The 23,461-nt window shown below is 64.0% G+C and carries 26 protein-coding genes and 1 pseudogene; 6 read left to right on the forward strand and 21 right to left on the reverse strand.

Features of this window, described 5'->3' with window-relative positions:
* Positions 1–21 precede the first annotated feature (21 nt).
* The 5 genes and pseudogenes from ACQZ5G_RS05165 to ACQZ5G_RS05185 all read right to left on the reverse strand — a co-directional run bounded on the left by ACQZ5G_RS05165 (position 22) and on the right by ACQZ5G_RS05185 (position 6,425).
* Positions 22–3,821, reverse strand: a pseudogene (locus tag ACQZ5G_RS05165) (baseplate multidomain protein megatron).
* A gap of 15 nt (positions 3,822–3,836) precedes the next feature.
* Positions 3,837–4,271, reverse strand: coding sequence for a C40 family peptidase (locus tag ACQZ5G_RS05170; RefSeq protein WP_448737502.1), 435 nt, complete (start codon positions 4,269–4,271; stop codon positions 3,837–3,839).
* On the reverse strand, positions 4,268–5,152 hold the full coding sequence (locus ACQZ5G_RS05175; protein ID WP_448737501.1) for a DUF2163 domain-containing protein: 885 nt from the start codon (positions 5,150–5,152) through the stop codon (positions 4,268–4,270). Before ACQZ5G_RS05175 ends, ACQZ5G_RS05170 begins: the two co-directional genes overlap by 4 nt.
* A complete protein-coding gene (locus ACQZ5G_RS05180) occupies positions 5,149–5,787 on the reverse strand; it encodes a TIGR02217 family protein (protein WP_279658443.1) in 639 nt (212 codons plus the stop codon). The genes ACQZ5G_RS05175 and ACQZ5G_RS05180 overlap by 4 nt, the downstream gene beginning before the upstream one ends.
* Positions 5,788–5,843: 56 nt before the next feature.
* The gene (locus ACQZ5G_RS05185) at positions 5,844–6,425 is read right to left on the reverse strand and encodes a phage tail tape measure protein (RefSeq protein WP_448737500.1); all 582 of its coding nucleotides are present in this window, start codon (positions 6,423–6,425) and stop codon (positions 5,844–5,846) included.
* 179 nt (positions 6,426–6,604) lie between these two features.
* Here ACQZ5G_RS05185 and ACQZ5G_RS05190 point away from each other — a divergent pair, with 179 nt between their 5' ends.
* Together ACQZ5G_RS05190 and ACQZ5G_RS05195 are read left to right on the forward strand one after the other, a co-directional pair.
* Positions 6,605–6,763, forward strand: a complete 159-nt coding sequence (locus ACQZ5G_RS05190) for a hypothetical protein (RefSeq protein ID WP_448737499.1) — start codon at positions 6,605–6,607, stop codon at positions 6,761–6,763.
* Entirely contained in the window at positions 6,756–7,160 is a 405-nt protein-coding gene (locus ACQZ5G_RS05195; RefSeq protein ID WP_448737498.1) for a DUF2442 domain-containing protein, read from the forward strand. Before ACQZ5G_RS05190 ends, ACQZ5G_RS05195 begins: the two co-directional genes overlap by 8 nt.
* Positions 7,161–7,165: 5 nt before the next feature.
* On the opposite strand, the gene ACQZ5G_RS05200 is transcribed toward ACQZ5G_RS05195, so the two are convergent.
* From ACQZ5G_RS05200 to ACQZ5G_RS05210, 3 genes are read right to left on the reverse strand one after another with little or no spacing between them, the layout of a single operon-like run.
* Positions 7,166–7,375 (reverse strand): rcc01693 family protein, encoded by a 210-nt coding sequence (locus ACQZ5G_RS05200; protein ID WP_448737497.1) that lies wholly within the window; start codon positions 7,373–7,375, stop codon positions 7,166–7,168.
* Positions 7,372–7,731, reverse strand: coding sequence for a gene transfer agent family protein (locus ACQZ5G_RS05205; protein ID WP_003521220.1), 360 nt, complete (start codon positions 7,729–7,731; stop codon positions 7,372–7,374). Before ACQZ5G_RS05205 ends, ACQZ5G_RS05200 begins: the two co-directional genes overlap by 4 nt.
* Positions 7,731–8,138, reverse strand: a complete 408-nt coding sequence (locus ACQZ5G_RS05210) for a phage major tail protein, TP901-1 family (RefSeq protein ID WP_003521219.1) — start codon at positions 8,136–8,138, stop codon at positions 7,731–7,733. The genes ACQZ5G_RS05205 and ACQZ5G_RS05210 overlap by 1 nt, the downstream gene beginning before the upstream one ends.
* 90 nt (positions 8,139–8,228) lie before the next feature.
* On the opposite strand from ACQZ5G_RS05210, the gene ACQZ5G_RS05215 reads away from it, so the two are divergent.
* Positions 8,229–9,428: an MFS transporter gene (locus tag ACQZ5G_RS05215; protein WP_448737496.1), complete on the forward strand. Its 1,200-nt coding sequence runs from the start codon at positions 8,229–8,231 to the stop codon at positions 9,426–9,428.
* A gap of 7 nt (positions 9,429–9,435) precedes the next feature.
* On the opposite strand, the gene ACQZ5G_RS05220 is transcribed toward ACQZ5G_RS05215, so the two are convergent.
* The 11 genes from ACQZ5G_RS05220 to ACQZ5G_RS05270 form a co-directional block, all read right to left on the reverse strand.
* Positions 9,436–9,831, reverse strand: coding sequence for a DUF3168 domain-containing protein (locus ACQZ5G_RS05220; protein WP_448737495.1), 396 nt, complete (start codon positions 9,829–9,831; stop codon positions 9,436–9,438).
* Positions 9,828–10,163: a phage head closure protein gene (locus tag ACQZ5G_RS05225; protein WP_338810174.1), complete on the reverse strand. Its 336-nt coding sequence runs from the start codon at positions 10,161–10,163 to the stop codon at positions 9,828–9,830. Before ACQZ5G_RS05225 ends, ACQZ5G_RS05220 begins: the two co-directional genes overlap by 4 nt.
* A 3-nt stretch (positions 10,164–10,166) precedes the next feature.
* Positions 10,167–10,736, reverse strand: a complete 570-nt coding sequence (locus tag ACQZ5G_RS05230) for a head-tail connector protein (RefSeq protein WP_448737494.1) — start codon at positions 10,734–10,736, stop codon at positions 10,167–10,169.
* A 190-nt stretch (positions 10,737–10,926) separates the two neighbouring features.
* Positions 10,927–12,195 carry a phage major capsid protein gene (locus ACQZ5G_RS05235; RefSeq protein WP_448737493.1) on the reverse strand — a complete coding sequence of 423 codons (1,269 nt, stop codon included), beginning with the start codon at positions 12,193–12,195 and terminating at the stop codon, positions 10,927–10,929.
* Between the two features lie 30 nt (positions 12,196–12,225).
* Positions 12,226–12,798, reverse strand: coding sequence for an HK97 family phage prohead protease (locus ACQZ5G_RS05240; protein WP_448737492.1), 573 nt, complete (start codon positions 12,796–12,798; stop codon positions 12,226–12,228).
* A 28-nt stretch (positions 12,799–12,826) separates the two neighbouring features.
* A complete protein-coding gene (locus ACQZ5G_RS05245) occupies positions 12,827–13,147 on the reverse strand; it encodes a DUF6107 family protein (protein ID WP_020808622.1) in 321 nt (106 codons plus the stop codon).
* A 194-nt stretch (positions 13,148–13,341) separates the two neighbouring features.
* Positions 13,342–14,508, reverse strand: coding sequence for a phage portal protein (locus tag ACQZ5G_RS05250; RefSeq protein ID WP_448737491.1), 1,167 nt, complete (start codon positions 14,506–14,508; stop codon positions 13,342–13,344).
* Between the two features lie 268 nt (positions 14,509–14,776).
* Positions 14,777–15,085, reverse strand: a complete 309-nt coding sequence (locus tag ACQZ5G_RS05255; RefSeq protein ID WP_003522330.1) for a Dabb family protein — start codon at positions 15,083–15,085, stop codon at positions 14,777–14,779.
* A gap of 58 nt (positions 15,086–15,143) precedes the next feature.
* Positions 15,144–15,782, reverse strand: coding sequence for a hypothetical protein (locus ACQZ5G_RS05260; RefSeq protein WP_065654192.1), 639 nt, complete (start codon positions 15,780–15,782; stop codon positions 15,144–15,146).
* Positions 15,783–16,230: 448 nt separating this feature from the next.
* The gene (locus ACQZ5G_RS05265; protein ID WP_448737490.1) at positions 16,231–17,490 is read right to left on the reverse strand and encodes a DNA-packaging protein; all 1,260 of its coding nucleotides are present in this window, start codon (positions 17,488–17,490) and stop codon (positions 16,231–16,233) included.
* Complete coding sequence (locus ACQZ5G_RS05270; RefSeq protein WP_003522327.1) at positions 17,487–18,014, reverse strand: hypothetical protein; 528 nt, start codon at positions 18,012–18,014, stop codon at positions 17,487–17,489. The genes ACQZ5G_RS05265 and ACQZ5G_RS05270 overlap by 4 nt, the downstream gene beginning before the upstream one ends.
* A 448-nt stretch (positions 18,015–18,462) precedes the next feature.
* Here ACQZ5G_RS05270 and ACQZ5G_RS05275 point away from each other — a divergent pair, with 448 nt between their 5' ends.
* Positions 18,463–20,103: an alpha/beta hydrolase gene (locus tag ACQZ5G_RS05275; RefSeq protein ID WP_003522326.1), complete on the forward strand. Its 1,641-nt coding sequence runs from the start codon at positions 18,463–18,465 to the stop codon at positions 20,101–20,103.
* A gap of 23 nt (positions 20,104–20,126) precedes the next feature.
* Here the strand turns inward: ACQZ5G_RS05275 and ACQZ5G_RS05280 are convergent, their stop codons facing one another.
* Complete coding sequence (locus tag ACQZ5G_RS05280; RefSeq protein WP_003522325.1) at positions 20,127–20,966, reverse strand: SDR family oxidoreductase; 840 nt, start codon at positions 20,964–20,966, stop codon at positions 20,127–20,129.
* Between the two features lie 142 nt (positions 20,967–21,108).
* Here ACQZ5G_RS05280 and ACQZ5G_RS05285 point away from each other — a divergent pair, with 142 nt between their 5' ends.
* The gene (locus tag ACQZ5G_RS05285) at positions 21,109–21,477 is read left to right on the forward strand and encodes a winged helix-turn-helix transcriptional regulator (RefSeq protein WP_003509204.1); all 369 of its coding nucleotides are present in this window, start codon (positions 21,109–21,111) and stop codon (positions 21,475–21,477) included.
* Positions 21,478–21,709: 232 nt separating this feature from the next.
* On the opposite strand, the gene ACQZ5G_RS05290 is transcribed toward ACQZ5G_RS05285, so the two are convergent.
* On the reverse strand, positions 21,710–22,141 hold the full coding sequence (locus tag ACQZ5G_RS05290; RefSeq protein ID WP_003522324.1) for an Lrp/AsnC family transcriptional regulator: 432 nt from the start codon (positions 22,139–22,141) through the stop codon (positions 21,710–21,712).
* A gap of 144 nt (positions 22,142–22,285) precedes the next feature.
* Here ACQZ5G_RS05290 and ACQZ5G_RS05295 point away from each other — a divergent pair, with 144 nt between their 5' ends.
* The gene (locus ACQZ5G_RS05295; protein WP_003522323.1) at positions 22,286–23,386 is read left to right on the forward strand and encodes a saccharopine dehydrogenase family protein; all 1,101 of its coding nucleotides are present in this window, start codon (positions 22,286–22,288) and stop codon (positions 23,384–23,386) included.
* The last annotated feature ends 75 nt before the right edge of the window (positions 23,387–23,461 follow it).

Here is a 23,461-nt window from a genome sequence, read left to right on the forward strand (position 1 = left end):
GCGTTGTTTTTCAGGCACATGTCAGATCGGGAGGGTGGCCTGCGCCACAACGCCCGAGGGCACCGCACGGCCGAGCATTCGGACACGCACGGAAATGTGATCCCGCAATGCCGGGAAATCTGTGAGTTCGTCTGCGGCGGGGTAAAACCAGAAGGGTTGCGAAACCTCCGCCACGCGCCGCACGGTCTCGCCGTCCAGCACCTCGATGCGATAAAGCTCGAAGGGCTCGTCCAGCGGGATGTCGCTCGCATCCCAGCCATCGGCCTCCACCCGGCCCCGGCGTTTCCACCTGATGAAAACGCCGTCGCCGCGCCGCTCGGCGGCAAGATGCACCGGCGCGAGCGGTGTCAGCGCCCGCAGGCCGCCCTCGAAGGCAAAAGGACCGCTCGGCGCGCCCGCCATTCCGGCGGCTTCCGCGATCCAGTTCAGGCGTCGCCCGCGCTCGCTCACGGCAAGACCGAGCGGCTGCACCGCCGCATCCAGCACCACCACCGGCGCACCTTTTGGCGCGCCTGCGGCGAGCGCGTCTTCCGTGCCGGCCAGTCCCCGCAGAAGAGAGGAGAGCCGCCAGCGCGAGGGTGCGATTTCCTCGGCCTTTGCGAAGGCGACGATCTCCCACACGCCGTTCGCCGCCTTGATGGCTAAACGGTTCTCGCCGTTCAGCACCGGAAGCTCCCCGGCCGACGATACCTCGCCGAAGGGCAGATCGACGACAACGGTGTTTTTCCGGTCGAAGCGGCCGGAAGGGCCTGATGTCAGCGGCATTGCCAGCGCGCCGATCATCGCCGGCCGGTCCAGCAGCACGCGCTGCCGGTAACCTTCCCTGCCCGGCGACGCGGAAATGATGATTGGCCGCCAGGGCTTTGCAAGCGCCGCAATCCGCGCCGAATCCTCCGGCGCGGTGCCGTCATGGTAGGGCAGATCGAGAAACAGCACTTCCGGCGCGAAACCTTCGGCTCCGCTTGCGCCGCTGCTGCGCCGTTCCTCCGCGCCGCCGGCAAAGACCGGAAAGGCCGCGGAAAAGGCCCGCGCCTCCACCTGCCGCACCGCGCCGTCCTCGATCCGGCTGACCAGAAACCGCCCTGCCGGCACCTGCGGAAAAGCCCCTTCCGGCAGGCGGATACAATCACCCGGTTCAAGCGCGATATAGCAAGGCGGCAGAGCAAAGCGCAGGCTGCGCCGCGCCTGCCGGTTGTCGCGCAACAGCGCCTCGACGGCGGCTTCCGCCGTTTCCGCAGGCAGAGCAGCGTTAAGATCGAGCCGCATCACCCGGCTGCCGGCATTGTCGATGCGGCGGGACCTTGCGCTTGCCTGCTCGTAATCCAGCGCCGGGTTGAAAGAGGTCAGCACGGCTTCAGCCGCGAAATCGCTGTCATGGCCGCGAATTTCCGACCAAAGCGGCTCGTCCTCCAGATCGGCCAGCACGGCAACATCCCGCACCGGCAAGACCGCCGTGTTGCGGGAGCGGAAGCGCAGGGTTCCGCCATCTTCCGCCACATCCACCTGAAACGCCGCCATCAGCGGCTCCAAGAGGTTGCGGGCCGAGGTCACGTCTCCCTGCACATAACCTCCCAGATCGCCGCTGACGGCGGAAACGTCGAAGTCGGAAAAGCCGTGATCGGTGAGGATGGCGGCGATGGCATCGGCGAGCGTTGCCGTGCCCAGCCTCCCGTTCAGCCAGTGGCCGGTGCGCCAGTTGCCGCCATCGCTCCATGCCGCGCCATTCTGCGGAAAGGCAGGGAAAGGCCGCGCATCCCAGGTCCACAGATAGACCCGGTTTGCATCGACCATCGCCGCATCGCCCTTTCCCCAATGGTCGAGATGCGCCTCCAGAAACCGTCGCTGCTGGCTGTCGGCGCGGTTGCGGCGGGAAAAATAGGGAAAGGCGTTTTCCGCCGATTTCGGATCGGGAAAGACATTGGGGCGGGTCGCGCTCTTGTCCACCGCCGGGCAGCCGAGTTCGGTGAACCAGATGGGCTTCGAGCGCGGCGCCCATGCCGTGGGCGCGGTTTTCTCCACACCCCGCACCCGGTCGTAGTGGAGGTTTCCCCACCAGTTCCGTAAATCCTTGTAACGGAACACCCACGGCTTGCCCTTCAGCCCGTCGGTAATCGGCGTGCGCCGCCGCGCGGCGCGGTCCGCATCGCTGGCATAATACCAGTCGAAACCCTCTCCCGCCGTAATAGTGCGGCGGAAGGCGCTCACATCATCCGGGCAGGTCATGCCGTCCGGATTGCCGTTTGCGGCATCCCCGTCACGCCAGTCGGAAAGCGGCATGTAATTGTCGATGCCGATGGCGTCAATATTCGGGCTCGCCCAGAGCGGATCGAGATGGAAGAACACGTCGCCCGAACCGTCCGCCGGCTGGTGGCCGAAATATTCGCTCCAGTCCGCCGCATAGGTAAGCTTCACCGCCGGCCCCAATATCGCCCGCACATCGCCCGCCAGCCGCAGCAATTCCCCGACAAAGGGAAAGGCGTCGTTCTGGTCCCTGAGCGAGGTCAGCCCGCGCAGCTCCGAGCCGATCAGGAAAGCATCCACTCCCCCCGCCTGGGCCGCCAGCGCCGCATAGTGCAGCACCATGCGACGATAGCCTTCGTCACGGTTGCAGAAGGCGGAAACCTGCGCCCTTGCGCCCGCGCTGCGATCCGCAGAACCGGCCCTGCCGGGTGCGGGAAAGCAGGTGATGCGCCCGCGCCAGGCATAGGCGTCCTGTTCGCTTTTGCCGTAGGGGTCCGGCAGACCATTGCCGATGGGAACATCCATCATCACGAAGGGGTAAAGGCACACCCGAAGGCCGCGCGCCCTGAGATCGGCTATCGCCTGCAACACACTTTCGTCGTTCGGCGTGCCGCCATAGGCCGGGCCGCCGTCATGATGGCTGACAGGATGCGCCTCATCGCGTGACATGCCGGCGACGGACCATGGCATGGTTTCCCCATCCCGGCCGGCACTTCCACGCCCGGCAGAATGCGGCATTCCCCCGCCCGCATATCCGTGCCGAACCAGCTCACCACCAGCGCCACGCTCTCAAGATTGGGGCACAGATCCAGCAACTCGTCGATCGCGGCACCCCAGTCGGTCGAAGCGGTCAGGCCGTTGCGGTTCATGATGCGGCTTTGGCCGATCCCCGTCCTTTCGGAAACCTGCGCAGTGGCGTAACCGTGCTCGGTGGCGCCCGGAATGACGGTGATGGCGCGGATGGATTTTTCCAGCCGGCCGACCGACCGCACCGCTTCGAACTGCATGAGCGGAATGCGGTTGCCGAACCCGTCGAGCGGCAGGCGTTCGAACACCACATAGGCCAGTCCGCGAAAGGCCGGCGCATTGCCCGCCCCCTGCTTCGCCTCGATCAGCGGGTCGGGCAATTGCGTCTCGCTGCCGGGATAAAAGCGCATCTCCACGGCATTCAGGTCCAGTTCCCGCCCATCGGCCCAGACGCGCCGCACCCTTGCCGCTTCGCCTTCGCAAAGACCGATGGCGATGTTGGCAAAATACCGAAAGGTTTCGACCTTCGGGCCGCGATTGCCCTTGCCGCCACGCCGCTCCACCTCCACGCTTTCTTCGAAACGCGACGCCCAGATCAGCGTGCCGCCGATCCGTGCTGTGCCATAGAGCCGGTTGATCGCCGCTCCCTCATCCGCGCCGGGAATGCGCGCGGTCGAGAGCCGCGCGCCCGTTACCGTCCGCCCGTTCGAAAGCAGCGTGCGGTCGATGGCATTGCCCGCCAGCGCCCCAGCCGCCCGGCCGATCACCGCGCCCAAAGGACCGAAAATGCCGCCGAGTGCCGCGCCCGCCGCCTGAAAAACGATTGTCGCCATGCTTGCCTCGAAAAATCAGGGATCGGGAAAACGGAAGACGCCGGCGATGCGCCGCCGCCAGCCGGGCACCAGCGCCGAACGCACCACCGCCGCCTGTTCATAGGCGTGGATGAAATGCTGCGGATCGGCGAGAATGCCCAGATGCTTTGCCGCCGCATCGGCCCGCCAGCGGAACAGCAGCAGGTCTCCCGACCTTGCCTCTTCCAGGCTCGCCACCGCCGGAAAATGGCGTTTTGCGGCCGCCATCAGCCGGTCCTCGCCGCCGCGTTCGGCCCAATCGGGCGCATAGGGCGGCGGCAATTCCGGTTCGTGGCCGTAAAGGTCGCGCCAGATGCCGCGAATGAGGCCGAGGCAATCGCAGCCGACACCCTGCAACGAGGCCTGATGCCGATAGGGCGTGCCGATCCAGCCTTCGGCGAGCGCCAGCACTCTTTCGCCGGGATCGCTCATGAAAACAGCGCCCCGCCGTCATGGCTCTCGCCGCCCGCCGCGTAGGAATAGGCGAAATCCGCCCCCGGCAGATGCGGAAAGCCCCGAAAATTCAGATGATTGGCGAATTTCGTGCGGCAGGTGGAAAAACTCTTGTCGCAGCCGGCGGTGACGGAAAACGCATCTCCCGGCAAAGGCGGCTGTTCCGGCGGCAGCCAGAAGGACAGAAGAACGCCACCGTCCCGCCGCTCCTGCCCGTCGAGATCGAACCCCTTGCCGGCGAGCGGGCCGGTCAGAAAACGCAGCTTCCCCCGGCTGAAAAAACCATCAGCAAAGGCATCGAGCCCGGAGACGAGCAGGCCGCCCGAGGCATCCACCGCCGCCACGCTGCCATGCCCGGTAAAGCGGGCCGGATCGACACCGCAACGCCTGTCGCCAAGGGCGGCGTCGCAGCGCCGCCCATAGACCCTGCCCTGCGGCTGGCCGAGGCGATGGGCAAGACTGCGCAGCTCGGCGCGAAACGCCCCGCCGGCCCGCGTCACCTCACCAATCTCGCGCCTGTTCAGCAGCACATGCTGGTCGGGCGCCTGCCAGTTGACGAGGAAAAGCTCCACCCTCGCCCCATCGAAACGCCCGGCGGCCAGATCGCCCTCCGCAATCGTCTCGCTCGAAAAACCGCCCGCCACCTCCCCGGCGCCGGCACCCAGTCCCGTTTCGCCGTCGGTATCGCTCGCAGCGAAACCGCTGGCGGCAAGGTAGGACAGACCACCGAGTGATATCGCCTCGTCGTGATCGGTAAAACCGACCACCGCACCGTCCTTCAGTGTCACCTTCCAGCAATGGCATGTGGTCGTCGCATCTTGCCCGAGATGCCTGGCAAGGGCGGCGGGAATGGTTTTCATGGCAGGATTTCCATCAGTGGAATGGAGGGAATACGGCCCGCCTCGAAAGCGGTCAGGTTCACGTCGATACGGTCGATCCCGAAGCGGACCGGCACGTCGAATTCGAAACCGGCGCGGATCGCGGCGCCGGCGGGCGGCACCCGCCCCGCACGGAACACGATCATACCGGTTACATGATCGACCGCCACATCAGCCGCTTCGACCTTCACCCCCTCGACCGAAACCATGACCGAGCCTTCGACCGGTTTCTCGATCCGCCGCACGAAGGAGCCGCCGGCATCGGCATAGGTCTTCCGCAACTGAAAACCCGCTGTCACGCCGTCGCCGGTGCCGATCCTCTGATCGGTCGCGGCGGGCGTCTCTCCCGGCGGGCAGGATTTGAAATCCACCGGGTCGCGAAAACGAAAGCCGTAAAGCTCGCCGCGCCGCGCCTCGAAAAAGGCGAGCACCTCATAAAGATCGGCGACGGAGCGGATACCGGATCCGGCGTCATAGCTGCGTCTGGCGTTCCTCCAGCGCTGATTGCGGCTTTCGCGGCCATTGGACAGGTTGACGATATCCGTCCGCCTCACCGGCCCGCCGCTCACCCCGAGTGCGAGCCGCAGCGGAAACCGCACTTCATGAAATGCCGCCATGTCGTTGTTCCTGGATTCTTTTCGATGGTCTTGAAAAGCGGGAGGACGCGCATGCGTCACAATCCGCGCTGGCCGCGCCCGACGCTGCGCGCCAGCATGGCCGCGATCTGGCCTTCGCTTTTCCGAAAGCTCGCAGCATCCGTCGCCGTCACGTTAAAAACGATCTGCGCCCCGCCGCCGCCGGACGGCGCGGCAACGCCGAGAGCGCCATCCGAACCGCGCTTCAGCGGCAGGATCGCTTCCGCCCCCGCCTCGCCCATCAGGCCAAGCCCGCCGCCCATTGGAAAAAAGGCGGGGCTGGAAACGACGCCGCCATCGGCAAAGGGCGTGATGCTGCGTCCCGGCACACCGCCATCGGCAAAAGCGAACAGCGAACCGCCGCCGTTCAACAGCCCGCTGACAGCATTATCGATCATGCCCTCCAGCGGTTTCAGACCGGCCGAAAGCGCGATGCCGGACAGCCGCTGCCCCAACCCGCGCAACACATCGTCCAGCCCTTTGCCGCCCGCCGTCGCCGCCTGCAGGGCCGAGGTCAGGGCCGCGCCGAACCGCTCGGACCGGCGTTCTAGATCGCCCATCACCTCGGACAGCGCCTCCGCCTCTTCCCGGTTCTCCGCCATCGATCCTTCGCCCGCCATCGCGCTTGCCTTTCTGATTCAACTGGGGAATGCATGGTGCTGAAACAGCTCTCAAAAACCGCTGCTCCAACCCACACTCTTTTAAAACCCAACTTCTTGGGTTATGGTTCTCATGGTTACGGTTCTCCGCCAGCATGGCATGCGTTTTGTCATCTACACGGCCGATCACGAGCCGCCGCATGCCCATGTCTATGGAGAGGGTGGCCCGTATCGACATCGTCAGCCTCGTCGTTCTCACACAGGGCGGCATGTCGGACCGGGATGTGCGGCGCGCCGTCGCCGTCATCGAGGAAAACCGGAAGCTGTTTATGGAAACCTGGAGACGATATCATGGTTGAGGTCAGCGATGCCGAACTCGCCGCCGCCAAGGAACGCTGGCAAAAAGAGCGCGCCGAGCGCCCCATTCCGGTTTCCGTACGTTTCGAAACGGCCTCGGCCCGTGTCATCGTCGATTTCGCCAACGGCGCCTGCTTCATGTTTCCCGCGCGGGCGCTCGAAGGCTTGCAGGACGCGACCGCCGAACAGCTTTCCGATGTCGAGCTGCTTGGCGAGACGGGTCTGCATTGGGAAACGCTCGATGTCGACTATACGATCAGCGGCCTGATGAACGGTATTTTCGGCAGCCGCACATTCATGGAAACGCAGCGCAAGGGCGGGCAATCCCGCTCTCCTGCCAAGGCGGCAGCCAGTCGGGTGAACGGTGCCAAGGGCGGCCGTCCACGAAAAATGCCCTGACGCCGTCACCCATCCGGAAAACGCCGCATCATCGCCTCCATCGCCTGACGGTCGGGGCCGAGGAGAACGGCGTTGCCGCCCGTCATCGCGAAGAATTCCCGTGGGGTCAGCCGCCAGAAGGTTTCTGAGGAGAGCCGCAGCAGGCAGAAGCCGGCATGGATCGCCGCCTCCCAGGGGAACGGGCGCGGCGTCGCTCCGCCTGCTGCGGCGCTCAAGGGTCCGCCGGCGTCTCGCCTTTCAGGCCGCCGAAGGTGGCGGTCAGAAGATCGGCGACGATGGCGGCATGGCCGGCAATGCCGCCTTCCACCGTGGCAGCGGCCACATCCTCGTCGGAAAAGACATTGCCCGCGCCGCGCAGGCCCGCGCCGATCACCCTTACCATGTCGACCGCCTTCATGCGGCCGCTCGCGAAACGTTCGGCAAGCGCGGTGAGGTCGTCGGCTGCGAAGGCGGTTTCGAGTTCGGCCAAGGCCCCGAGCGTCAGGCAGAGAACGCGCCTTTCGCCGTCGATCAGCGCCTCGATCTCGCCGCGATGGCGGTTCGCCCGCCCGTAACGCAGACGCTCAGCCATCACAGCGCTCCGAATGTGAGAAGACCGGCCGATTCCAGCGCGATCTCGAATTGCACCTCGCCATCGTGACGGCCGGAATACTCGAGCGCCACGATCTGGAACGGCCCGGTAACGATGCCAAAACCGGGAATGACGATCTGCCAGCCGGGAATGCTGCCCGCAAAAAATGCGCCGCGCACCAGCGCATCGCTCGCCTGATCCTTGAAGATGCCGGAGGCCGTGAGCGATGCCCGCTGCACACCGGCGCCGGCAAGAAGCTCCCGCCAGCGCCCCGCACTTTCGGCATCCGTCACATCGACGGCCTGCGCATTGAAGGCCAGCCGCTTTGTCCTCAGCCCCGCGACGGTTGCGTAGGAACCGGCATTGTCGATCTTCAGCAGCAGGTCCTTGCCCTTCTGCGCCACCATGTTGTTTCCTTTCGTCTCGATTGCTGTTGCGGGGTCGCGGCGGGCCTGCTACCAAAAGCATTCCTGCACCTCGCACCCCGCGATCTCACCATGTCCGACGCTGCCCCCCTGACGTCTCGCGCGCGCCTTATCGGCGTGCTTGCGGTCGGGCAGATCGTGAGCTGGGGTAGCGGTTTCGATATGCTGGCCGTCCTCGGGCCACGGATCGGCAAGGAACTGGCCATCACCAACGGCGTGGTTTTCGCCGGCCTCACGATCATGATGACCATCAGCGCCCTGTGCGGCCCGCTGCTTGGAAGAATGCTGATGCGCCACGGCGCGGCGCCGGTGCTGGCGGCCGGTTCGGTATTCTTCGCGGCCGGCTTTGCCATGCTCGCCTTTGCGGGCGGGGCGATGAGCTATCTCTTCGGCTGGGCCGTGATGGGTTTTGCCGCCACCTGCGGCCTGACGACGGCGGCCCATGCGGCCGTGGTGGAACGTGTGGGCGCGGAAAGCGGCCGGCTGCTGACGCTGCTGATGCTGTTCACCGGGCTTTCCGCGGCGGTTTTCCTGCCGGTCACGACGCTTGCCGATCAGCATCTCGGCTGGCGCGGCACGCTTGCCGCCTATGCCTGTCTGCAAATCTTCATCCTGCTGCCCCTCTATCTTTTCGTGCTTCCCGGCCGTCCGGCCCGAAAAGAGGCAAAGCCGAAAGAAGAGACGGCGATGTCGCCCTCACCGGTCGATACGCGGCGCGCCTTCGTGCTGCTGGCCGCGATGACGACGATCAGCGCGTTCACGACCTTCGGCCTGTCACCGCTCCTGCCACTGCTTCTGGTTCAGGCCGGCGCGACGCAATCGCTTGCGGTGCAACTGGCATCGGCACGCAGCGTCCTTGCGATTACGGCACGCGGGCTGGATTTCCTGCTCGGGAAGCACGGAAATCCCTTCCTCACTGCCATGATCGGCTTCTGTCTGCTGCTCTTTTCCCTGCTGCTGTTGCTCGCCTTTGCCCCGGCCATGCCCGCCTTCATCGGCTTCATCGTTTTCTTCGGCTTTGGCGCCGGCGTGCTCACCGTCAGCCGGGCCGTGTTGCCGCTGGCTGTGTTCTCGCCGGAAGAATATGGGCTTCAGGCCGCGCGCATTTCCCTGCCGCAGAACCTCGCCATTGCCGTGGCGCCGGTCATCTTCACCCTGGCGCTCGATCGCGGCGGCGTATCCGCCATGCTCACCATCGCCTCCGTGCTGATCGGCATTTCGTTTCTGCTGCTGATCGTTCTGTGGAAAACCGTGCGCAGGCAGGGTTCCTGAAACGGCGCTACTCCGTCACCGCCCTGAAACGCATTTCCGCGATGAAATTCCGTGTCTTCGCCTCGCGCCGCGAGCGGCTGGAAAGAAGATGCAGATTGACGAGAGAGACGCCGGCAATCGGCAGCGCCGCATCATCGAGCAGGATCTTCACCCGGTCGACGATTTCGCCGGCGCCCCTGCGGCCATTGGCGTCGCTCCATATCTGCAGCGACAGGAAATGCTCCTCGGCTCTTTCCGTCGCCGTCGAATAATCCCGGCTTTCGAGATCATCGATAACGATGCACGGCAGAACCGGGCGCGGCAGAAGCCGGTCGATGATGCCGCCGGGGATAAGCGCTGTCAGCGCCGCATCGCTGCCGAGCCTTGCGAAAATTGCCTGCAGAAGCAGGTTTGCGGCGCTCATCGACTTTCCTCCTCGCAGCGGCAGACAATGAAGCGACGCGTCTCATCCGGGTCCATCACCGCCCGGATCGCCAGAATGCGGCGGCCCTTGCGAAAGCGCATGCCGGCGGCGATGTCGCCGCGGTAAGCCAGCCAGACGCGATGGGTGATCGTCACGCCCTCGGCCGAGGCGCGTTCATGCGACGCCTCCGAAATGGGTTCGATCGCAGCCCAGAGCGACCGCAGGAAATTCCAGCTTTCGGCAGCACCGCCCTGCCCGTCCGGCGTTTCGGTCCGCACGTCCAGTTCCAGCCGCGCCGTCAACCTGCCGGGATCGAGAAAAACAAGGTTCATGTCTCAAAGCCCCAGACGGCAGAAGGGCGCCACCAGCCGCTCGTAACCGGCGGGAATGGCGGCGGGCTGGTTTTCCGGGGCGACCGCGCCGCGAAAGGCGAACATCTGCGCCACATGCATCAGCATGGCGCGTTTCAGCGTGTCGGGCGCATCCGTTCCCGCTTCGCCGTAGCCGGCAATGAAATCGATCTCGATGCCGTTCATCGCCCGTCCAGGGGCCGGCGGATCACGCAGCCACAGCCTTGCCGGCCGCGCCGCGCCATCGAGCAATTTTTCCCCGGCGGTGATGTCCGTCGAGCGACCCTCACCGTCAAAAACCAGTATAGTTTCGATGGCTTGCACCGGTGTCCTGCCAATCGGAATCACGCCGCTCTCAGGCCACCGGTCGAGATAAAGCCGCCAGGTCTGGCGGATGAGGCAAAGCCCGGTCGTGCGTTCCAGATGCTCGCGGGCGGTGCGGATGAGCGCGGCAAGAAGCGCATCCTCGTCGCCGCTGTCGAGACGCAGATGCGCCTTCACCTCGGCAAGCGTCAGCGGCTCCGCCTGCGGCGGATGAATGAGGGCATAGGTCATGGGGTCTCCGGAAGGAAGGTAATCGCATTAGCGAGCGGGCGCCGCTTGTTTCTTCTCCCCGAGGGGGAGAAGTCCGCGGCAGCGGGATAAGGGGGCAAGGGTAGATGTGTTCGGAGAGCTTGCCCCCTCATCTGCCCCTTCGGGCCATCTTCTCCCCGACGGGGAGAAGAAAGGGCCGCAAGGTCTACGGTCAATTCACCCCGAATTTCACCAGCTTGATCGCCTCGAAATTCTGCACGCCGCCGCCCACGCGTTTGGTGGTGTAGAACAGCACATAGGGTTTGGCCGAATAGGGATCGCGCAGGATGCGCACCCCGGTACGGTCGACGACGAGGTAGCCGGCGCGGAAATCACCAAAGGCGATGGCGAAGCTGTTGGCCGCCACATTCGGCATGTCCTCCGCCTCCGTCACCGGAAAGCCCATCAGCGAGGCCGGCTGGCCGGCGGCGGCGGGCGGGTGCCAGAGATAGGCGCCGCTGGTATCCTTGAAGCGTCGCAGCGCCCCTTGCGTCTTGCGATTCATCAGGAAGGTTCCGTTCTGGCGATGGCCGGCCTTCAGCGCATAAACGGCATCGAGCAACACATCCATCGGCCCGGCCGAGGCGAAACCGGCTGAAACGCCGGTCGCGACATAACCGATATTGCCCCAGCTCCAGCCATCATTGGCAACGGCGGCATAGGAGAGGAAACCCCTGGGCTTGTTGACGCCATCGCCGGCGATGAAGGCGGCGGCCTCCTGTTCGGCGAAAGCGATATCCACTTCGGAAGCGATCCAGGCTTCGATATCGACTGCCGCATCATCCAGCAGGCCCTGTGTCGCCGCCGGCATGGCGTAAAGCTCCATGGTCGGGAAGGAAAGCTCGGCAAGCTGCGGCGTTGCCGTTTGCGGACGCGCCGCCGTCTCGGAGACCCAGCCGGTCGTCATGCCGCCGGGCGAGAAGGGCTTCTTCAGCACGGCGGCGGAAACCTGCCGCACGGTCGCCAGCGCACGGATCGGCGAAATCGCCGTCATGCGCCGGCCGATCTCTCCATCCGTCTCGTTCGGTAGCAGAAAACCGCCATCGGCCCCGGTCGAACCGGCAAAGGCCTTGGCCTCCAGATCGCGCAGCGCGCCCTCCTCGCCGCGACGGATATAGGCCTCGAAAGCGGCCTTGTGCTCTTCGGTATCGTGGGAAAGCGCATCCTTGCGGCCAAGCGCGGGACGCGCTTTCTTGAGCGCCAGATCGTCCATGATCCGGCGGTTGTCGTCGAGCGCCCTGTCGATGCGGTCGAGCTTGTCGCGGGTCACGACATCAGAGCCCATCTTGCGCTCGATATCGGCAAGCCGCTGGTCGTTGGTCTCGCGAAAGGCGTCGAAGGCCTCCATGAACTCATCGAAGGCGGCCGTCATCGTATCGGGCACGGCCTTCACCTGCGGCGCGACGGTCATCGGGGCCGGTTTCGTCATCTGGTCTGTCATGTCGTTTCCTTGTTGGTGATTGTCCGGAAGTCAGCGTTTGGGTGTCGTGTCGAACAGCGCGCGGGCGGCGCGGCGCATGGTGCGCACCAGCTCGGTCTCGCGGTCGCGGAAGAAGCGGGCATGCTTGACGTCGGAAACGCGCGCCGAGGGCAGCATCGGGAAGGTCACGACCGAGATTTCCCACAGATCGGCCTCCAGGATGCGGCGGACGCCGTGGCTCGCCGCCTTGCCGGAACGGACGGTGCGAAAGCCGATGGACAGCCCGTCCAGCGCCCCGGTCTTCATCAGCGAATGCACCTCGCGGGAGCGGGCGACGCCGGGGGCGAGAACGCCCTCGACATAAAGGCCGCGCTCGTCCTCGCGGATGGTGCGCCAGGCGCCGATGGGCTCGGCCGGATCGTGCTGGTAGAGCATGCGGATGCCGGCTGCGCCCCGCTCCTCGATGGAGCGGCGGAAAGCGCCGCGCTCGATGACATCCTGACCGAGATCGACCTCGCCGAAAACGCTGGCATAACCGGAAAAGGTGCCGTCGCTGGCAATGCCGCGCAGTTCCAGATTGGCGAATTTGCGCGTGGCGGGGCGCAGCCCGCGATAAACGTGCATGGAAAACTCCTGCGATGTGAAGGAAGTGTCAGGCGCGCGGGCGCGCACCGTAACGGTCGGCGATGCGCACCAGCACGCCCAACCCCCACCACGCGCCCATGCTGGCGGCGGCGGAACCCGCCACCATGATTTCCCGGCCCGAAAGCGCGCCGGCGATATCGAGCTGCTGTACGATCCACAGGCCGATAGGCCCGCCGAAGATCATGCCGCAGGAAACGCCGGTGATGAAACGGCTCGCGGCCTCGCGTTTGCTTTTCGGCAGGAGATAAACGAGCGATACACCCGCGCCCGCCACGGCGCCGGTGATGCGGGCGGCCCAGATGCCGGCCTCATTGGCGAATTCAGACATGGGTAATCATTCCGTTCTAGGATGTGGTTATCGGGCGGACGCGCCGCGTCGCACGCAGGCGCTTTTTGCGCGCCTGCGCCGGTGATTTTGCGAATCTTCGGAATCGCTTGGACGGAAGACCTCACAGGGAGATTCCGCTTCTTCAGAAAATGATTGAACGGGAAACCGGGGTTTCGATCCCGCCGGGGCGGCGATCAATAACCGACGGCTTCGCGCTTTTCCTCGTCGCTCAGGAACGAGGCCGCGCCGATGCGTGCCCAGAGCGCATCCCGCTCGCCGGCAAGCCCGGCAATCCGGTCGAGATCGGGTTCGAGCCTCAGCCCAGAGCCGAAGACCGGAGAAAGCCAGCCGCAGAGCCTCGTCGCCGTGCGATAAACAAGCGGCAGGACGGTCAGGCGATAAAAGGCGCGGTTCGCCTCCTGGTAGTTAGCATAGGTATTGTCGCCGGGAATGCCGATCAGCATCGGCGGCACCCCGAGCGAAAGCGCGATATCGCGCGCCGCCCCATTGCGGGCCTCGAGAAAATCCATGTCGCGCGGCGAAAGACCCATGGCCTTCCAGTCCAGCCCGCCTTCCAGAAGCAGCGGCCGGCCGGCATTCATCGCCCCCTGATAGCCTTCCTCCAGTTCGCGCTTCAGCCGCTCATATTGTTCGGTGGAGAGATTGCCGCCCTCCTTCGGCTGGTAGACCAGCGCGCCGGAGGGCCGGGCGGAATTGTCGAGCAGGCGCTTGTTCCACTGGCTGGCGGCATTGTGCAGATCGAGCGCGGCCCCTGCGGAGGCGAGCGGCGCAAAACCCGCCCGGTCGTCCAGCGGATGGAAAAGTTTCAAATGTAGCAGCCCCAGCCCGTCGCGCTCGGCGGCGATGCGCCGGGAGGCGCGGCCCTCAGCACGGTAATCATAGGCCACCGGCCAGCCATCCGGCCCTTCGACGATGCTGACCCGGTCGGGCCGCAGAAGATGCAGCTCGCGCAGCCGCCCGCCCACCATCAGCGGCTCGATATAGGCATTTCCGGCGAGCATGAGGTGACCATAAAGCGCCTCGAAAAAATCCGGCCCGCCCATATGGGCGCCCGGTTTTAAAAGCAGCGCCAGGAGCGGGTGATCGGCGAGTTCCTCTTCGCCATCATAAAGCAGCCAGCTGACGGAAGCCGAGGTCTCCGCCACCATGCGGGCGGCCCGGTGCGCCACCGGGTTCTTCATGAAGCCCTCACGGGCAAGTGCGGCATAGGACCGGCCCGACCAGAAAGCCTGTCCGCCCTGCACGGCAACCGCCATGAAGCCATCGGCCATTTTCCGGCTTTCAGGCACGGCTCTGCCATCCGCCGGGCGCAGCCACGGCAGGGAAAAGGGAAATCGCATGGAGTTGTCCTTGTTTTGATGGCGCGCGGCGTCGAGTCCTGCGGCGTCACCCGCGTGGGGTTTTCACCGACAGGGTAGACGCTGAAATTTCTGACGACGTCCTGAAAGCTCTCTTTCGTCATGCTCGGGCCTGTCCCGAGCATCTGCGACGTCTCGATTTTATTGGACGTGATCAGATCCTTGGACAAGCCCAAGGATGACGTCGCGCGTGAGGCACCCTGTCCGCACAGCGGCAATATCTCGCGCCAACTTCGGCGAAACCGGACGTTTACCGGATCGGCGCTTTCACCGCCGTATCGCTGTCGAAATCGGCGGCAACGCGGGTTTCGCGCAGCGGCTTTACCGTGCGGGTCGAGAGGTCATAAGCGGGATCGGCCTTGTAAGCGGCGAGCGCCGCCTCGTTTTCGAACTCGCCATAGACGATGAAATCGACCGAATTGCCCCATTGGTCCTTCTTCACGTTCTCGCCGATTTCCAGCTTCAGCGAATGCGGTATCGCGGTGAGGCCGGAAAGCCCCCTGCGCACGGCGTCGCGGTTTTCCTCGGGAACGGTGAAAAAGACGATATGGCGGATCACGGTGTCACCTGTCATGCAGAATTCGGAGGCAGCCTTTTCGGCACCGGGTAACGGGTTATCATCTGGCCCGCCCGGGTTCAATCCGCGCGGCGACAAGCGCGTGATGAAATGCGCGCCCGTAACCGCCCACCAGCCGCGCTCTGTCGCTGCCGTTGATGATGGCGCGGGCGCCGTCCCAATCCTCACGCCTGTCGCTGAAGAAATCGGAGAGCCTGCGGCCGGTAAAACCACCGCCCGCCATGCCGTGGATCAGGATCGCGGTGGCCACCTCCGCTTCCATGGCCCGTTCCGGCCGTTCCAGGAGATCGACGCCGGTCAGCGCCGACATGGCCTCGTAATTGCGCCGATGCGTCAGTTGCACGAAACCGCGCCCCAGCCAGCTCTTACCCTCCGTGTCCGGCCGCCAATAGGGCTTGCGCACCATGGGCAGCCTGCCCGCCGCAAAGGCGCGGTCGAGCCTTGCCATCGCCTCGGCATCGCTTGCCGCCAATGTCTCGCGCACCGGCTGCATGGTCGCCGCCGTCTCGTGAAAGGCCGTCGCCAGCATATAGGCGAGCCAGCGCGGATCGCCGCCCGGCATCGCCTTTTCGAACCCTGCCAGCATCGTTTTCGTGCCGGCAAGCTGGACCGCGCGCAGGCGACCGCCGAAAATGGAAATCCGCGCCGACGCGAAGAATCGCGCCTCGTCATAGGCCATGATGGCTCCTGAAAATGATGGGCGATATGACGCCGGTTTTTCCACATGCAGGCCGCCGGAACTAAATCGATTTGAAAAAACCTTAATCGATTTTAATCCGCGCCCCGGGGTTTTGGGGTAAAAAATTCCTTGAATTCCGGAACCTTAGCGCGCTAACTCCATTCACCGCGCAATCCTGCAGCGTTAACCATTCAAGGAGGAATGCCACCATGACAGCGACAATCCCCCAGACCGTTTATGACCGTCTCGAAAACGAGTGGCGCCAGATGCGTGAAACCGGCTCCCAGCCGAAACCGGCGCAATCCCCGAAGAAATAATATCCGTCAGACGCCCGAAAATGGGCGTTGACGGTGCCTCACTTTTCTTCTCCCCGGCGGGGAGAAGAAACCGGGGGCATCCGCTCGACGGGTAATTGGCTCTCATTCGCGGGAGCCAATAATCAGCCACCTCACATCCCCCGCACTTTCGGTTCACTCACCACCATCGTCGTCAGCGCTGTTATCGCCCAGACGAGCGCATCCAGCCTGTCCGGCGAACGCCCGGAGGATAGGCCGTCAGGTCCGAAATCCGTCATCTGGTCTTCCAGCTTTTCAAGCCGCGCGGCGTGGCGCACCCTGCCCTGTTCGTAGAGTGCGGCAACCGGCTCGGCGCGGGTGAATTTGCCGCGGCTTGCCCGCACCAGTGTCAGCGGCAGGTTGGCGTCGATGCTCTGCAGCATGGCGCGCACCATCTCTCCGCCCTGATTGACCTCGGCCACCACCCGGTCAGCCTCGTGGCGGCGAAAGGCGGCGACCACGGCGCGTGCCCAGCCGGCCGGCGTTTCGCCTTCCACCGAGCAATCCGCCAGCACGTTAAGACGGCCGGACATGCCGAGCCCCGCCACGACAATGCCGCAGCAGGAATGTTCACCAACGCCGGCGGGCGGGTCTACCGCCACCACGATCCGCGTGAGCGGCTCATGCGCCGCTTCGACGATCGCTTCCAGATCGGCGCGTTTCCACAGCGCGCCCTCGCGCTCGTCGATCAATTCACCGCCGATTTCCTGACGCCCCAGCCGCGTGCCGCCGTAACGGTCCTGCATGGCTTTGAGAAAACCGGGCGAAAGATTGCGCGCATTCATGGCCGTCGGCATCCGCGCTACCCGTGTCATGGGATCGGCGAGAAGCGCCTTCAGCAGAGGAATGGGCCGTGGCGTGGTGGTCACCAGTTGCCGGGGCATTTCACCCAGACGCAGGCCGAATTGCAGCATGTCCCAGGTTTCCTGCGGATATTTCCATTTGCCCAGCTCATCCGCCCAGGCCATGTGGAATTGCGGGCCGCGCAGGCTTTCCGGGTCTTCCGAGGAAAACACCTGCGCCATCGCGCCATTCGGCCAGAGGAGCCGCCGACGCGACACCTCGAAGGCGGGACGATGGCGGCGGGCGATGCGGCAGATGCCGGAAATGCCGTCGATCATCACCTCGCGGGCGTCGCCCAGCGTTTCTGCCACGAGCGCGATGCGCAAATCCGACTGCTTGCCGGCGGACGCGACACGATGCACCCATTCCGCCCCGGCGCGCGTCTTGCCGGAACCGCGCCCGCCGATCAGAAGCCATGTCCGCCAGTCGCCCTCCGGCGGCTGCTGCGGCAGGTTGCCGATGAAACGCCAGTCACGCAGGAGGTTGAAGACCTGCGCCGGCAGATGGGGTCCGGTCGACATATCCGTCATGTGTCGGCTTCTGCGGATGGGCTGCGGGCGGGATCGGCCGCCATCTTCGCGCGGCATTTCTGTTCAGCCAGTTCATCGATGCGGTTGAGGAAATGCGCCACCGCCGCTTCGTAATCCCCCGCCTCGGTTTCGTCTTCGCTGAAAAGAGCTTCCCTTTCTTCCGCCAGCACCCGTTGCAGGGCGTCGATCCGCTCCAGCGTGCGGACGATCAGCGAAAGCTGGTCCGTCGCAGCCTTCACATCGGCGCGCGCCAGCTTGCCCGAAGCGTCCTCCGCCGTCGCCAGAAAGGCCGCTTCGCTCGCCTGGCGGAGATTGCGGTACAGGCAGAACTGCTCGCGCATCTCCTCCGTCAGCTCGTTCAGCAATTGCCGCAGGCTGCCGTTGCGCGCCGCATCTTCGGCGGCCAGCCTGTCGGCCCGCGACTTCGTCTCCGGCGCGGCTTCAAGCGCGTCCTCACCCGCATAGGCGGGCGTTTCCGGCCAGACGCCGTAGAGCGCCGGATCGCAATTGTGAGACATTGTCATGGGATTGGCCTGCGAGAGAAAGAACAAATAAAGAGGAGCGTGGGAACAAGGCACATCTGCATGCACCTCACTCACCCTCATTCCTGTTCCCCGGAACAAGCCCGAGGATGTCACAGGAATCCAGTCGGCGCGCGTCTGCGCGACGGAGGGACTTTCTTTCAGCCCAAGGACTTGGGCTGGCTGGATTCCTGTGACAAGCACAGGAATGAGGTGGTGAAGAAAGCGCAACGGGCAATCCAAAGGAGAACCCATTGCCGTTCAGCCGCAAATCTCCGACTGTAGCCAAACACTATCAAACCACCGTCACGCTGTAAAGGATTATTTTCCTATAATCGTGATTTTTATCCTGACCGCAGAAATTTGCACCCTCGTCCGTCACATATTACACTCAGCGCCAAGCGGTGAGTACAAGGGGCGAGTCAAGTTGGTGAAACAATGGGTTGAGCGGTTGTTTGCAGGTCTTTCGGCAACCGGCATCGTCTTCGGCACTATCCTGTTCTGCGCTTCGCTCACACCCTCGCTCCTGCCTCGCACCTGGCTGATGCAGGGGGTGCTGTGCGGCTTTTCCTTCGCCATCGGTTATCTGATCGGTGTCGCTTTGCACGCCATCTGGGCCTATCTGGAGCTGCCCGAACCCTCGCGCCACAATGCGCGCGGCATTCGTTTTCTTATTGCGCTCGCCGCCGCCATCACGGCCATCGCGTTTTTATGGCAGGCGAAGGACTGGCAGAATTCCATCCGCGTTTTGATGGAGCTCGATCCGCTGCCCAGCGCCCACCCCACCAAGACCGGCGGCCTTGCGGTGCTGGTCGCTGCCATCCTCATCGGCGCCGGCCGGCTGTTTCAGCTTATCCGCCGGTTCTTTGCCGCGCGCAGCCGTCATTTCCTGCCGCGCCGCCTTGCCAATGTGCTCGGTATCGCGGTGGCGATCATCCTCTCATGGATGCTGCTCAATGGGCTGATCTTCGATATCGGTCTCAGATTTGCCGATTCCTCGCTGAAACAGGTGGATGCGCTGATCGAACCGGATGTGCCGCGCCCGTCAGACGCGCTCAAGACCGGCAGCAGCGCCTCGCTGATGACATGGGAATCGCTCGGACGACGCGGGCGTGAATTCGTCGCCGAAGGTCCTGACGGCGCAGACATATCCGCCTTCACCTATCGCCCGGCAAAGGAGCCGCTCAGGGTCTATGCGGGCCTCAACTCGGCGTCAACGCCGGAAGAAAGAGCGGCCTTGGCGCTGGAGGAGCTGAAACGGGTCGGCGGTTTCGAGCGCAAGGTGCTTCTGGTGGTCATTCCCACCGGCACCGGCTGGATCGACCCGGAAGCGCTCGATACGGTCGAATATCTGCATGACGGCGATATCGCCAGCGTCGCCGTGCAATATTCCTATCTCTCGAGCTGGATCGCGCTGCTGACGGAGCCGGATTACGGTGTCGAGACGGCACGCGCTTTGTTCGAGGCCGTCTATGGCTACTGGACCACGCTGCCGAAGGAAACGCGGCCGAAGCTTTACCTGCATGGCCTCAGCCTCGGTTCGCTCAACTCGCAGAAATCCTCGGATCTCTACGATGTGCTCTCCGATCCGTTCCAGGGCGCGCTGTGGAGCGGCCCGCCCTTTTCCAGCCCGACATGGCGCATGGCCACCAATGGCCGGGTGAAGGGCACGCCGGAATGGCTGCCGCGCTTCCGCGATTCCTCCGTCATCCGCTTCGCCAACCAATATACCACCGCGCATATGCCCGATGCGGAATGGGGGCCGATGCGGATCGTCTATCTGCAATATGCCAGCGACCCGATCACCTTCTTCGAGGCAGCCTCGCTTTACCGGCGGCCGCAATGGATGGCGCATCACGGGCCTGACGTTTCCACATCCTTCCGCTGGTTCCCGGTCGTCACCCTGCTGCAGCTCGGCCTCGATGTCGCCGCCGCCACCACCGCGCCCATCGGTTATGGCCATGTCTATGCGCCGGAACATTATATCGATGCATGGACGGAAGTGACCGCGCCAAGCGGCTGGAACCCCGAGGAGATCCAGCGGCTGAAGATGTTCTTCAAGGCCCGCCGCGGCTCCACCGATCCGGCGTGAGCGCGGCGAGCTCACTTTGAGCCTCAGCCCTTCAGCCGGTCCAGATTGTCGGCGATATAGGTCTCCAGTGAACGCGGCGCATGGCCGGTCAGCGTCTCGACATCGCCGGTCACCAGTGCTGTCCAGCCTTCGCGCACGGGATAAAAGATCGAGGCGAGGAACGAGGCGTAGTCCTGCGGCACGCCCGCACCGGTGAGGATGCCGATGAAGACCTCATCCGAAACGGCAGTGTAAGAAACCGGCTTGCCGATCGCCTGCGATATCAGCGCGGCCGCTTCGCCGTAACCTAGGGCTTTCGGACCCGTCAGGTTGAAAGCCTTGCCGTTAAAGGCGTCAGAAGTCAGGGCTGCGGCAGCGCTGTCGGCGATGTCGCGCACGTCGATGAAGCTCGACTTGCCCTCGCCGGCCGGCACGGCGATCTGGCCGTGGTCGATGCCCGCCTTCCAGTAGCTGTGGAAATTATCGGCAAACCAGTTGGGGCGCAGGATGACGTAAGGCGTGCCCGAAGCGATGATCTTCAGCTCGATCTGGCGATAGGGAATGGAATCATCGGCATCGACGCCGAGGACGCTCAGGAACACGATCTTCACCTTGCGGCGCGAGGCCTCCTCGACCACAGGCGTCAGCGCGTCGATGGCATCCAGACGCCCGCCCGCGAGGATAAGGAACAGACGGTCAACACCGTCGAAGGCATCCGCATAAGTCGATGCGTCGGTATAATCGAAACGCACGCCTTCCGCGCCGCCTGCAGCCTTGCCGCTACGCGAGGCGGCCTTCACGCTTTCGCCCTTCGAAAGGAGCGTTTTCACCAGCGGCGTGCCGATGGTGCCGGTGGAACCGATTACGAGTATCTTGCCTGTCATCTCAAATCTCCGTAGTATCTAATGGAAACCATGTTTCAAAAACACAGGTACTGCGTTTGCGAAATCATGAAAAGAGAGCACTTTTCGGTTATCTGGTTTCCTTTCGGAAACCGGCATGGCCCTGAAACGACGGAACAAACCCATGGAACGTATCTATGACGTCTATGAAGACCGCTGCCCCACCCGCATGGTGCTGGACAGGATTGCCGACAAATGGGCGCTGCTGATCCTCGACCGGCTGCGGGTGGAAGCGGTGCGCTTCAACCTGCTGCGGCGGGAGATCAAGGGCATTTCGCAGAAGGTCCTGTCGCAGACGCTGAAGAAGCTCGAGCGCGACGGGCTGATTTCGAGGCAGGTGTTCCCAACCGTGCCGGTGACGGTCGAATATTCGCTGACGCCGCTGGGGCGGACGCTGACCGACACGGTGGCGGCGCTTGCCCATTGGGCGGAGGGGAATATCGACGCGGTGATGGCGGCGCAGAGGGCTTATGATGAGCGGGCGGTGGTTTAGAGGGTCTTCGCGCCCGCGTAGCGACGGAAACATGGGAGCGGCAAGCTCCTTTGCTGCTTCGTTTTGCAGACCATCGCTTCCGTCATACCGGACTTGATCCGGTATCCAGCCAGCCCAAGTCCATGGGCTGAAAAGACTCTGTTCGCCGCGCAGACGCGCGTCGGCTGGATGCCGGATCAAGTCCGGCATGACGGAAGTGGGTTTCGCGTATCTTCCACTCCCTAAAACGCTCCTACCGCGAAATCCGCGTCGACAGAATGATCGACGACAGCGTGCGCTCCACGCCGTCAAGCGCGCCGATGCGGTCGATCAACCGGTCAAGATCAAGGATCGAAGGTGCGGCCAGAATGGCGATGAGGTCGAAGGTGCCGCTCACCGAATGCAGCGTCGTCACCTCCTTGATGGCGGCGAGCGCCGCCGTCACACCGGGCAGCGCCTTCGGCCCGATGGTGATCAGCACATGGGCGCGCACCAGCCCGGAAAGATAACTTTCCGAAAGCCTGAGGCCATAACCCGCGATCACGCCGTCCGCTTCCAGCCGCTCGATTCGGGCCTGCACCGTGGTGCGCGAAAGGCCGAGCTTGCGCGCCAGCTCCGCCACCGGCATGCGGGCATTTTCGGAAAGCAGGGCGAGCAGCGCCCGGTCCTTGTCGGCAATCGTCATAGTGACCAATCCTATCGTCTTATTGCCTAATATTAACCCGCTATCCGCACATAGTGAAGCTGCGAATCGTCAATAAAAACTGGCATTCTGTTGTCGAAGCGCATCTGCGCTGACACATTTGCATTCACTGCGGGGAACAAAAACATGAAAAACATTGTCGTCATCGGCGCGGGTAATATCGGTTCGGCCATCGCCTGGATGCTGGCCGCATCAGGCGATTATCGCATCACCGTCGCCGACCGTTCGGCCGATCAGCTGGCCAATGTGCCGGCGCATGAACGGGTCGATACCGAAATCGTCGACATCACCGATCGTCCCGCTCTGGAAGCACTGCTGAAAGGCAAATTCGCCGTGCTTTCCGCCGCCCCCTTCCACCTGACGGCGGGCATTGCCGAAGCGGCCGTTACCGTCGGCACGCATTATCTCGATCTCACCGAAGACGTCGAATCCACCCGCAAGGTCAAGGCCTTGGCAGAAACGGCCGGGACGGCGCTCATTCCGCAATGCGGCCTTGCCCCCGGCTTCATCTCCATCGTCGCCGCCGATCTGGCCGCCAAGTTCGACAAGCTGGACAGTGTGCGCATGCGCGTCGGCGCTCTGCCGCAATATCCGTCCAATGCGCTCAACTACAACCTCACCTGGAGCACGGACGGGCTGATCAACGAATATATCGAGCCCTGCGAAGCGATCGTCGAAGGCCGCCTTACCGCCGTTCCGGCTCTGGAAGAGCGCGAGGAATTTTCGCTCGACGGCGTTACCTATGAGGCCTTCAACACGTCAGGCGGTCTCGGCACTTTGTGCGCCACGCTGGAAGGCAAGGTGCGGACGATGAATTACCGCACCATCCGTTATCCCGGCCATGTGGCGATCATGAAGGCGCTTCTGAACGACCTCAACCTGCGCAATCGCCGCGATGTGCTGAAAGACCTGTTCGAAAACGCCCTGCCCGGCACCATGCAGGATGTGGTCATCGTCTTCGTCACCGTCTGCGGCACCCGCAACGGCCGTTTCCTGCAGGAAACCTATGCCAACAAGGTCTATGCCGGCCCGGTTTCCGGCCGGATGATGAGCGCCATCCAGATCACCACCGCCGCCGGCATCTGCACGGTTCTCGATCTGCTCGCCGAAGGCGCCCTGCCGCAGAAGGGCTTCGTGCGGCAGGAGGAAGTGGCCCTGCCGAAATTCCTCGAAAACCGGTTTGGCCACTATTATGGCGCGCATGAGCCGCTGGCCCGGGTTGGGTGAAAAAGAGAAAACGGGTGAGAGAACATCTCCTCCCATTCCTCCGTCATACCGGCCCTGAGCCGGTATCCAGCCAGC

The sequence above is a fragment of the Agrobacterium sp. 22-214-1 genome (genome assembly GCF_053522465.1).